Source organism: Sphingomonas sp. PAMC 26617, assembly GCF_000242835.1.
Lineage (GTDB): Bacteria > Pseudomonadota > Alphaproteobacteria > Sphingomonadales > Sphingomonadaceae > Sphingomonas.
The window spans coordinates 109331-119474 of record NZ_JH594426.1 but is presented as its reverse complement, the minus strand read 5'-3'; the positions used below and the strand labels follow the sequence as shown (position 1 = coordinate 119474).

The window sequence follows — 10144 nt, the reverse complement described above, 5'->3', positions numbered from 1 at the left end:
AATCTATGAGTCGTGACCCTGAAAGGCTGGGTTTGGCGGTTTGCAGATAGTCCGTTTTTTCTTATATTGACGCTGGAGCGGGCCGTTAAACCGCACCGCTTATTGAAGATGAGATGGTCCGGAGTCCCGCGTCGACAATACCATACTTCACAGCCTTGCGAAATTCTCGCGACGCACGAAGCTAGTAGCTGACGATTGGCGTCGGATGACTTTAGCCCGCCTACAACGAGCGGAAATTCAGCGCCTACTAAGTTGGATGATCGCCCGACGCACTTGGTCCATGGAAAGCGCGCCATCGACATCATTCTCGGCAATTTTGGAGTTCACCTGGAACGACGCCTCATCAGCCGCTCGCTCGGCGAAGCGATTGATCATTTCGGATGCTCGCGCACGCACTGCAATATCGTTTTTGGCTGACACGAACGGCTCAACCAAGGTCTTTTGGTGACGTTCCGATCCTAGCAATGGTTTGCGGTGGGCGGAGGCATCGGCGTGGCCAACTGGCCCTGCCCTCAATCTGTCTGAGGACTGTTGCTGGGTCGCTGACCGAAAGCCTGGCCGTATCGGATAGCTTACCCACTGCCATCAGACTAGGCTCAGGACTTGTTGATCAGAGCCAGAAGATGACGGTGGCAGCGAGCGCGTTGGCGGAGAAGAAGACCGTCGGGCGTCGATCGTAACGGGTGGCGACACGGCGCCAGTCCTTCAGGCGACCAAACATGATCTCGATGCGGCTGCGGCTTCGGTAGCGGCTCTTGTCGTATTTGATGGGAACGTTTCGGGATTTTCGTCCCGGAATGCAGGGCATTATGCCCTTTGCCTGAAGAGCGTCCCTGTACCAGTCTGCATCGTAACCGCGGTCGGCAAGCATTCACTGCGCCTTGGGCAGATCGTCGAGCAGCGCTGCAGCGCCAGTGTAATCGCTGACCTGGCCAGCGGTCATGAAGAAGCTCAGTGGGCGACCGTTCGCGTCGGTGACGGCGTGGAGCTTCGTGTTCATGCCGCCCTTGGTGCGACCGATGAGCCGCCCGAGATCCCCTTTTTAACCCGCAGGCTCGATGCCGTCCGGTGTGCCTTGAGATAGGTCGCGTCGATCATGATTGTCTTGGGCGTGGCGCTCGCAGCGGCCAGTCCTTCCATCATGCGCAGGAACACGCCTCTCTCGCCCCACCGCTTCCAACGGTTGTAGAGGGTCTTGTGCGGTCCGTACTCCTTGGGTGCATCGCACCAGCGCCCCGTTGCGGTTTACGAAAACGATGCCGCTCAACACCCGCCGATCATCAACCCGGGGCTTGCCGTGGCTCTTGGGAAAGTACGGCTCCAGCCGCGCCATCTGCTCGTCGGTCAGCCAATACAGGTCGCTCATCGCCAGTCTCCTCGCAGAGCCTGAATCAGATCGCGCCTCTCACATCAATGGGTCCTGACCCTAAGTTATCGTCAGATTCAGACGGCAGCGGGCCGGGGGCATTGGCTTCCGAATATACCCCTGCGGTATCGATTCGAAAGTCGCTTGCAAATCGCGATTATATCGTAAGTTTAATCGACGGCAAGCCGTATAAGGCATTGCGACGTCACCTGACGATGAACGGTCTGACGCCCGAGGAATACCGGGAGCGCTACGGCCTTAAACCCGATTATCCCATGGTATCGGAAGGCTACAGCGAAGTGCGTCGCGCTATGGCAATGAAAATTGGTTTGGGTCGGAAACTGGGTCAGCGTTCCATACTCCCCGCAGAGCCGACGCCTGAGACCGCGTCAGCGAAACCTCGCCGAAAAGTTAAGGCAGACGCATCCGGCGAAGCAGAGTGACCGAGGCCGGTTAGATGTCGTAGCTCGTAATGATGATCGCCCGAACCTGCAATAAAGGGCATTTTCCGGCTTATATTGTGCGAGACGGATCAATGTGGCAGGCGCACGACCGTTGAGACACGAACCATGATCGGTGCAACGGACGTACAATGTGATCCGTCCACTCGCGATAGCTTCGCGAGTGAGGGTTACCGGGTTAGATCAGGCAGCGAGGTTGAGCAGTGTTTCTGTACTTTGCGAATCTTGTAGTACATAACCGCGTCCCCACACCGTTTGGATGTAATTATTACCGCCACACGCCAAACTTAGCTTCTTGCGTAGTTTGCAAACGAATACATCGATAATTTTGATTTCTGGCTCATCCATCCCGTTATAGAGATGGTTAAGGAACATTTCCTTCGTCAACGTCGTACCCTTGCGTAGCGACATCAGCTCCAGCATCGCATATTCCTTGCCGGTCAGGTGGATGCGGCTACCGTCGACCTCCACTGTCTTCGCATCCAGGTTCACCGCCAGCTTTCCGGTGCGGATGACTGACTGACTGTGGCCCTTGGAACGCCTTACGACGGCATTGATGCGGGCGATCATTTCCTCGCGGTGGAACGGCTTGGTGATGTAGTCGTCGGCACCGAAGCCCAGCGCGCGGACTTTGGAGTCCATTTCGCCGATACCGGAGAGGATCATAACCGGCGTCTGTACCTTAGCCGCGCGCAGCTTCTTCAGCACGTCGTAGCCGTGCATATCCGGCAGGTTCAGGTCGAGGCAGATGATATCGTAATCGTAGAGCTTGCCGAGATCGAGGCCTTCCTCGCCCAAATCGGTCGTGTAAATGTTAAACCCCTCGATCGACAGCATTAGTTCAATACTCTTCGCGGTCGTTGGTTCATCCTCGATCAGCAGGATGCGCATCGCTCTGTCTCCTCAAAGGTCCAGTCTCGCCGGGCAAACCGTCTATGACCAAAACAGTTAATATCATCGTAACTTCAAGTCGCGTGCGGGGCGGCGCAATCGAGGCGCCCATTATGGGAGGATCCTGTCTTCGGCGAGCGGGAGCGACCAGAATACGGTCGAGATCGTTGCCCGTGATGGACGGGGCAGAGCTTATCAAAGCGCTGGCTGTCGACGAAGGAACGTGGCTGCATCGCTTTCGAGGGACGATGCAGATCGTCACGGAGAACGCATTAGATTTTGCCCTCATCAATACGACCTTAACCTTGATTGGTTAGGACGCGAGGGATGGGCGTGGGCAAAAAAAGGTAGATTTTTGCGACAGCCAGATCGACATCGATCTCGCCGAAAAACTTCGTCTGTTTGGCGTTCAATCGGGGGGCGTTGCGGGGGGCTGGGCCCTGCTGAGAGGGTAGAGCGAGACGCCGATCGACGGCTCGATCGTAGGGACAGACTTCTCCCCCAAACTATTTTCGGGATCGATTTGGAATTGGGTTTTCTCAAATCAAAGGCGGTCAACTGGGCCTATCAGGCGGTCATCGCGAACATGCCCATGATACCTACATCGAAACGCACTTGGGCTCGGGCGTCGTTATGCTGCGGAAACTGTGGATCGGCGCCGATTGGGCCACCAGCTATGTAAGGCTTCGACGCAGATTCAATAGCTTGGGGAAATTCTACCGGGGTCCCGCTTTCGGCGCCGATCCACATCTCCGAGCCACCTCCTTTGACCGGAATGCCGCTCGGGACAGCTCGCGGAGGCTAGAACGTGATCACGTTCTTGAGTCCGAGAATGACCGCGTCCTTGTTTGCCGCCGTTCCACCAGGGTGCCTGACGTATTGGACGTTGGGTCGGATCGCGATCGCCTTACCGATGTTGAGGCTGTAATACACCTCGACCGGGATCTCCGACCGCTGGACCGGCGCGGCGAGGTTGAAGGTGGCGTTGCGCAGCAGCTGCGCATGCCGCAGGACGTCGCTAACACGCGAGCGGCCGACCGCGATGCCGATCTCGTCGAACGGACGACTCGCGAAGGCACCCACGTAGAAGAGGCCGACGTTGATCACCTGGTTCACCGCGACGACGCGGTGGTCCGTCTGCACGAAGTTCGCGAACGCCGTCAGTCCTCTGGACGAGCCGTCCCGTCCGCCAGTGAGCTGCTGCTGAGCCTGCAGCCAATATCCGAAATAGCCCTTGTGCGTCAGCGGACTGGTGCCAGTGACGACCTGGGGCAGCCCGTTGGCGTCGAGGAACAGGTCGCTCCGTCGGGCACTAGAATACCAGAACCCGCCCTTGAACGTGCCTGGAAGTCCCGCCGGGCCCAGCTTGGGCGTCCAGGCGACTTCGGTCATCGTGTCGGAACCGATCGAGCGCGACGTGTTGAAGCTGAAGCCGCCGGACTTGTCGGCGAGCTTCGTGTTGATGTCGTAGACGCCCACCTTGAGCGACACGTCCTTGGCGAGCTTCAGCTTCGCCCGGACGGCCCATTGGCTGACCGGATAGGCGAAGAAGTTGTCGCCGGCAATGTGGTCGGGTGTGAAGTAGCAGAAGGTGAGGTTCTGGAACTTGCACGAGAACGCGATGAAGTCGTCGCCGATGTCCAGACGGCCGCCCTTGACGTTCAAGGTGCCCCCGAACAGGTCCTGCGCGTAGGATAGTTCCGATATGCGAGCGACGTTCCCGCGGCCGAAAATCTCCTGCACCTCCTGCAGCGTTCCGAGCTGGCCGATGTCGCTCAGGTTCTTGCCGTTGCGATCGCTGATGTTCAGGGTAAAGACGCCGCCGGTGAGCCCGGCGAGCTTGCCCATGTCGGCCTTGACGGCGAACGATAGCTGGTCCGCGTAGGCGACCTTCTCGCTCGTGCCGCCTGCCGGATTGTAGGCCACCTCGTTGACCAGGCCGAACGACAGGCTGACGCCCCGGGCGGCGAGGCTGTTACGGATGCCGCCAAGATCGCCCATCAGATAGTCCGACTGCGGGAAAGGCTGCTCGCCTTCCGGCACGCGCGCGGGTGCCGCCGGGGCCGGCAGGTCCTGGACGGGAGAGAGACTTTGGTCCCCCGGGGCCTTGTCACGCGTCTGCGGGGCGGAGGCGGTCGGCGCGACGGTCTGCGCCAAGGCGGGCGTGGTCGCGCTAACCGCAAGCACCGCCGCCGTCGTCGTCATGAGTTCGCGTATCATCTCGGGTTTTCCTTCCTGTCGACGACCGGCGCGCGAATGCGCTCGCCACCGCGGGGCTTTGCGGCGTCGGTCTATCGTTATGTTTCTGGCTGCCCCGTGGAGGTTGGCGGCCGGACTCAGCCGTCCGGCAGGTGGAGCGCGTGCATGCTCGGCTTGAGCGACGGATACAGGCCGCGGTAGATCTCGAACTGCCTGTTGTAGATCTCGACCGCTGATGCGTCAGGCGTCGCGCGGTCGTCGAGATCGTGCCAGCGGGCGTGGCCAAGCGACTGCAGACCGATGCCCAGAGCGGCGAGACGACCGGCGCCGAGCGCCGCCTCCACGTTCTGCGCGATGGAGCGGATGGGTCGGTTGGTGACGTCTGCGATGATCTGTAGCCACGTGTCCGAGCGCGCCGCGCCGCCGACTACCGTCAGTGCCTCTTCTAGCGTGCCGACAGCGTCCGCGCCGGCCAACATGTTGTGCCGCAGGGCGAACGCCACGCCTTCGAGCACGGCGCGGTACATGTGCGCTCGCGTGTGGAATAGGCTCAGACCCACGAACGAGCCGCTGGCGCGCGCGTCCCAGATCGGACTGCGCTCTCCCATGAGGTAGGGGAGGAAGACCAGCCCGTCGGACCCCGGCCGGATCTCGGCGGCGGCGGCGTCGAGCGCGGCGAGCGAGGCGGGATGGTTGGGCACGTCGCAGCACTGCGTCTTGAACCAGGTGACGGCGGCCCCTGCCGTGATCGCGCCTCCGAACGCGTAGAGGTCTCGATCCGCGTTGACGACGTTGGGGAAGCTGACGAGGCCGTGACGGGCGTCGATGGACGGGGTGACCGCACCCCAGCACATGCTCGTGCCGATCATCGCGACATGGTGTCCAGGCTCTATCGCGCCGGCCGCGAAGGTCGCCACCGCCGCGTCCACGCCGCCCGCGACCACGGGCATCCCCTCGGCCAGACCCAGTTCGGAAGCCCATCGGGCCGAAAGCCCGCCCACGACTTCGGTGGATCCCACAAGCCGCTCTGGCAGCATGTCCCGCCGGATGCCGAGCGCGGCCAGCATCTCCGCGGACCACGTCCGCGCAGCCAGGTCGTAGATGCCGCCGATGTTGCCGGCCGACGAGTGGTCGACGGCCGTAGCGCCGGTTATGGCCCTGATCACGTAGGCGTTCGGAGGAAGGAGCTGGTTGGTCCTCGCCCAGACGTCCGGCCGCTCGTCCCTAAGCCAGAGCATCTTCGTGAAGCCGTAGTAGCTGTCGACGCCGTTGCCGGTGATCGCCTTCAGCCGGTCCATGTCGATGTCGCGCCGGACCGAAGCGACCTGCATCTCCGCGCGCCGATCCATCCAAATCAGGCAGGGATGGATCGGTTCGCCGTTCGCGTCGACGGGAACTCCGGACCCTCCGTAAAGGCTGCTGACGCATAGGGCGGCGATGTCCGCAGGACGCAGGCCTGGCACTTTCGCGCGAGCCCGCTCGACGGCGCCCGCGACCGCGTCGCGAACCGCAGCAAGCCAGACCGTCGCGTCCTGCTCCGCCCAGAGCGGGCGCGGTGTCGAGGGGGCGTAGCCGATGTCGTGGCCGGACACGACCTGACCGGATGCGTCGAGGACCAGCGCCTTGGTGCTCTGGGTGCCGATGTCGACGCCGATGACATAGGTGTCGCTCATGTCGACGGGCTCAGCACGACCTTGATCGACTCCAAGGAGTCGGCGACCGCGATGGCTTCCGCCCATTGGATCAGAGGAAACCTGTGCGTGACGATGCCGTTGGACGTGATCAGGCCGCGTGAGAGCAGGTCGATCGCGATCGGATAGCAGTAGGGGCCCAGATGCGCACCACGGACGTCGAGCTCCTTCCGGTCCCCGATGATCGACCAATCGACCGTGGTGTCGCTCCCGAACACGGAGAACTCCACGAACCGGCCGAGGCGGCGGATGAGGTTTAGTCCCTGCACGACGCCGGCAGGCGATCCGGTCGCCTCTATGTAGACGTCGCAGCCGTAACCGTCCGTCAGCCCGCGCACGATCGCGAGTGCGTCGTCCGTCGCGGGGTTGATGACGACGTCGGCGCCGAACGTGGTCGCGAGCGCCAGCCGTTCTGGGACCATGTCGATAACCACCAGCTTGCGCGGGGTCTGGAGCCTTGCCGCCTGCACCATCATCAGGCCGATCGGTCCCGCGCCGGCGATCACGACCACGTCCTCGAAGCCGATCGTTCCGCGCCGGACGGTGTGGAGAGCGCAGGCGAGCGGCTCGATGATCACCGCGTCGTCGTCCGGAATTTCGGCCGGGATGAGGTGCACGCGCGACGTTCGCGGCAGGCGCATGAACTGCGCCATCCCGCCGTCGGCCACCAGGCGTTGGAAGCCGAAGATGTTGTGGACCTCGCACATCCAGTATTGGCCGGAGCGGCAGTAGCGGCAGCGTTCGCACGGCACGATCTGCTCGGCGATCACTCGGTCGCCGACGGCGACGCCGAAATGTTCGCCGGCACCTTCGCCGAGCTCGTCCACCACGCCGAAGAACTCGTGGCCGGGTACGACTGGCGCCTTCACCCAGGGATCGTCTCCCCAGAACATCTTCGCGCCCGACCAGCATTTGCAGTCGCTCGCGCAGATGCCGCAGGCCGTCACGCGGATGACGATCTCGAGCGCGCCCGCCGTGGGATGGGCGATCTCTTCGACGCGGTAATCCTTCGGGCCGTGGCAGACGACCGCCGTCATGGTTTTCTGTGTCATTGCGATTCCTAGCGACGCTCGCGGCCGATGTAGATCGCGAGAAGGATGATGAGGCCCTTGGCGACGGTCTGGATGTACGGGTTGACCCCCATCATGTTCAGGCCGTTGTTCAGGACTCCGAGGAGGAGGGCGCCGATCAGGGTTCCGGCCAGCGAACCGCGCCCACCTGCGATCGAAGTACCGCCGAGGACGACAGCGGCGATCGCGTCGAGTTCGAACCCTTCGCCCGCGTTCGGCTGGCCGCTCATGAGGCGCGATGTGAGGACCAACCCTGCGAGCGCCGCCGTGAGGCCACTGAGCGTGTAGATCACGAGCTTGGTCCGGGGCACGCGTATGCCGGAGAGGCGCGCGGCCTGCTCGTTGCCGCCGAGCGCGTAGACGTGACGTCCGAACGGCGTCCGTCCCAGCACGAAGACCCCGAGCGCGTAAACTAGGATCATGATCAGGACCGGCGTGGCAAGCCCGATGACGGAGCCGTTGCCGATCCAGCGCATCCATTCGGGTAGCCCGGCGATCGGATAGCCGCCGGTGTAGAGCAGCGCGAGACCACGGCAGATCCCCATGGTCGCCAGGGTCACGATGATCGGCGGCATTCCGAGCCGCGCCACGCAGGTGCCGTTGCCCAGACCGACGAGCAGGCCGATGCCGAGCCCCGCGGGGATCGCGACGATTCCGGGCTGACCGCCGGACAGCAGGCCGGCCGTCACGGTGCCGGCAAGCGCCATCACCGCGCCGACCGAGAGGTCGATGCCTCCGGTCAGGATCACGAAGGTCATGCCGACGGCGATGAGCGCGTTGATCGATACCTGCCGCAGGATGTTCGCGATGTTGTCCGCCGACAGGAAGGTGGAGCTGGCCAGGGACATCACCACGCAGACGACGAGAAGCCCGGCGAGCGCGTACAGCGTGGGCGAGGGTGAGGTAAGGCTTCGCAGCAGGCCAGGGACGCCTGTGCCGGGCGTGAAAGCTGAGCGGTTAGGCTGCGACATGCCGCGCCTCCGCTGTCGCATGAAGCATGATCGTCTCGGGCGAGAGCTCCGAGGATTCCAATGTCGCCATGATGCTGCCTTGTGAGAAGACCGCAACGCGGTCGCATAGCCCGACGATCTCGCCGATCTCGGATGAAATGAGCACGATCGCGTAGCCTTGGGAGGTCAGCTCGCGCAGGAGCCGGTAGATCTCGAACTTGGCGCCTACGTCGATGCCTCGGGTAGGCTCGTCGAAGAAGAGGATCCGCGCGTTCTGGTTGAGCCAGCGACCGATGACGACCTTCTGCTGGTTGCCGCCTGAGAGGTTCTCGACCCGTGCGAAAGGTCCGGACGCCTTGATCGAGAGGCTGTCCATCATCGCCCGTGTGGCCTGATCCTCGCGACCGCGGTCGATAAGGAGGCCGCGTGTCGCATAGTGGCGCTCGTTGCCAAGCGACATGTTGTCCCGGACCGAGAAGCTGGTCACCAGCCCTTGGGTCTTCCGATCCTCCGGAAGCATTCCGATGCCTACGGACAGGGCTTCGGCCGGACTCGCGATCTTCACCTCGTGACCATCGACGACGATCCGTTTCCGATGTGCGTCGAGGGCGCCGACGACGGCGAGTGCGGTCTCGGTCCGCCCCGAACCAACCAGGCCCGCGAAGCCGAAGATCTCTCCCCGGCGGACGGTGAACGAATTGACGGGCGAGCGTGCGGTGAGTTGCAGATCCTCGACCGAGAGAAGCACCTGGCCGGCGGTGCCGGCGCGCGGAGGGAAGCTCGTCTCCAGCCGCCGTCCGATCATGAGCGACACCAGGTCATCGATGTCGGTCGCGACGACCTCGCGGTGGCCCGCCACGGCGCCGTCGCGCATGACCGTGACCCGATCGCATATCTCGAAGATCTCGTGCAGGTGGTGCGAGATGAAGATGACCGCGACACCCTGGGCCTTCAGCGTCCGGACGGTGGCGAAGAAGTGCTCGGTGTCCGCCGGCGTCAATGTCGCGGTAGGCTCGTCGAGGACCAGGATACGGGCATCGAGCGCCAGCGCCTTCGCGATCTCGACGAACTGCTGCTGTGCGACGCTCAGGCGTCGGACCTCGACGCCGAGATCCATCGAAACGCCGAGCCGTTCGAAAAGTTCGGTCGCTCGGCGCTTCATCGCCGGCCTGTCGAGTGCGCCGCGGCGCACCTTCTCCCTACCGAGGAAGATGTTGTCGACAGCGTTGAGGTGGGGGACCAGGCTGAATTCCTGGAACACGGTCCCGACGCCCGCCGCGACCGCGTCGCCGTAGCCGGCGAAGCGTCGTTCGAGCCCGTCGATCACGACGGTTCCGGCGTCAGGCTGGTGGATCCCCGAGAGGATCTTCATCAGCGTGGACTTCCCCGCGCCGTTCTCGCCGAGCAGCGCATGGACCTCGCCGACCTCGACCTGGAGATCGATGTCCCGGAGGGCGGGCACGCCGGCGAAGGCCTTGCTGATGGACGTGAGTTGGAGCGCGGGGGTGGTCATCGC

Annotated in this window: 9 protein-coding genes and 1 pseudogene; 1 reads left to right on the top strand and 9 read right to left on the bottom strand. The window is 63.0% G+C overall.

The genetic code is table 11. From position 1 onward, the window contains the following. Positions 1 to 237: 237 nt before the first annotated feature. Positions 238 to 375 (bottom strand): hypothetical protein, encoded by a 138-nt coding sequence (locus tag RH91_RS22625; RefSeq protein ID WP_157137035.1) that lies wholly within the window; start codon positions 373 to 375, stop codon positions 238 to 240. A 235-nt stretch (positions 376 to 610) separates the two neighbouring features. After that, positions 611 to 1366 (bottom strand): annotated as a pseudogene (locus tag RH91_RS21820) (IS5 family transposase). 47 nt (positions 1367 to 1413) lie between these two features. On the opposite strand from RH91_RS21820, the gene RH91_RS21815 reads away from it, so the two are divergent. Next, the gene (locus tag RH91_RS21815) at positions 1414 to 1809 is read left to right on the top strand and encodes a MucR family transcriptional regulator (RefSeq protein ID WP_010164948.1); all 396 of its coding nucleotides are present in this window, start codon (positions 1414 to 1416) and stop codon (positions 1807 to 1809) included. 201 nt (positions 1810 to 2010) lie between these two features. Here the strand turns inward: RH91_RS21815 and ctrA are convergent, their stop codons facing one another. From ctrA to RH91_RS19370, 7 genes are all read right to left on the bottom strand, one after another. Next, entirely contained in the window at positions 2011 to 2718 is a 708-nt protein-coding gene (ctrA, locus tag RH91_RS19395; protein ID WP_010164946.1) for a response regulator transcription factor CtrA, read from the bottom strand. A 567-nt stretch (positions 2719 to 3285) separates the two neighbouring features. Then, positions 3286 to 3468 (bottom strand): hypothetical protein, encoded by a 183-nt coding sequence (locus tag RH91_RS23260; RefSeq protein ID WP_157137034.1) that lies wholly within the window; start codon positions 3466 to 3468, stop codon positions 3286 to 3288. A 51-nt stretch (positions 3469 to 3519) separates the two neighbouring features. Next, positions 3520 to 4875: a carbohydrate porin gene (locus RH91_RS19390; RefSeq protein WP_232283610.1), complete on the bottom strand. Its 1356-nt coding sequence runs from the start codon at positions 4873 to 4875 to the stop codon at positions 3520 to 3522. 179 nt (positions 4876 to 5054) lie between these two features. Continuing rightward, the gene (locus RH91_RS19385) at positions 5055 to 6590 is read right to left on the bottom strand and encodes an FGGY-family carbohydrate kinase (RefSeq protein WP_010164942.1); all 1536 of its coding nucleotides are present in this window, start codon (positions 6588 to 6590) and stop codon (positions 5055 to 5057) included. Then, positions 6587 to 7660 (bottom strand): alcohol dehydrogenase catalytic domain-containing protein, encoded by a 1074-nt coding sequence (locus tag RH91_RS19380; protein ID WP_029624088.1) that lies wholly within the window; start codon positions 7658 to 7660, stop codon positions 6587 to 6589. The genes RH91_RS19385 and RH91_RS19380 overlap by 4 nt, the downstream gene beginning before the upstream one ends. Before the next feature lie 8 nt (positions 7661 to 7668). Then, positions 7669 to 8649 (bottom strand): ABC transporter permease, encoded by a 981-nt coding sequence (locus RH91_RS19375; protein WP_081469590.1) that lies wholly within the window; start codon positions 8647 to 8649, stop codon positions 7669 to 7671. Next, positions 8636 to 10141, bottom strand: a complete 1506-nt coding sequence (locus RH91_RS19370; RefSeq protein ID WP_010164938.1) for a sugar ABC transporter ATP-binding protein — start codon at positions 10139 to 10141, stop codon at positions 8636 to 8638. Before RH91_RS19370 ends, RH91_RS19375 begins: the two co-directional genes overlap by 14 nt. Between the last annotated feature and the right edge of the window lie 3 nt (positions 10142 to 10144).

Bases quoted from the DNA above. Each gene is read 5' to 3' on its own strand.
- RH91_RS22625 (WP_157137035.1), bottom strand. From the start codon at position 375: ATGATCAATCGCTTCGCCGAGCGAGCGGCTGATGAGGCGTCGTTCCAG.
- RH91_RS21815 (WP_010164948.1), top strand. From the start codon at position 1,414: ATGGGTCCTGACCCTAAGTTATCGTCAGATTCAGACGGCAGCGGGCCG.
- ctrA (WP_010164946.1), bottom strand. From the start codon at position 2,718: ATGCGCATCCTGCTGATCGAGGATGAACCAACGACCGCGAAGAGTATT.
- RH91_RS23260 (WP_157137034.1), bottom strand. From the start codon at position 3,468: ATGTGGATCGGCGCCGAAAGCGGGACCCCGGTAGAATTTCCCCAAGCT.
- RH91_RS19385 (WP_010164942.1), bottom strand. From the start codon at position 6,590: ATGAGCGACACCTATGTCATCGGCGTCGACATCGGCACCCAGAGCACC.
- RH91_RS19380 (WP_029624088.1), bottom strand. From the start codon at position 7,660: ATGACACAGAAAACCATGACGGCGGTCGTCTGCCACGGCCCGAAGGAT.
- RH91_RS19375 (WP_081469590.1), bottom strand. From the start codon at position 8,649: ATGTCGCAGCCTAACCGCTCAGCTTTCACGCCCGGCACAGGCGTCCCT.
- RH91_RS19370 (WP_010164938.1), bottom strand. From the start codon at position 10,141: ATGACCACCCCCGCGCTCCAACTCACGTCCATCAGCAAGGCCTTCGCC.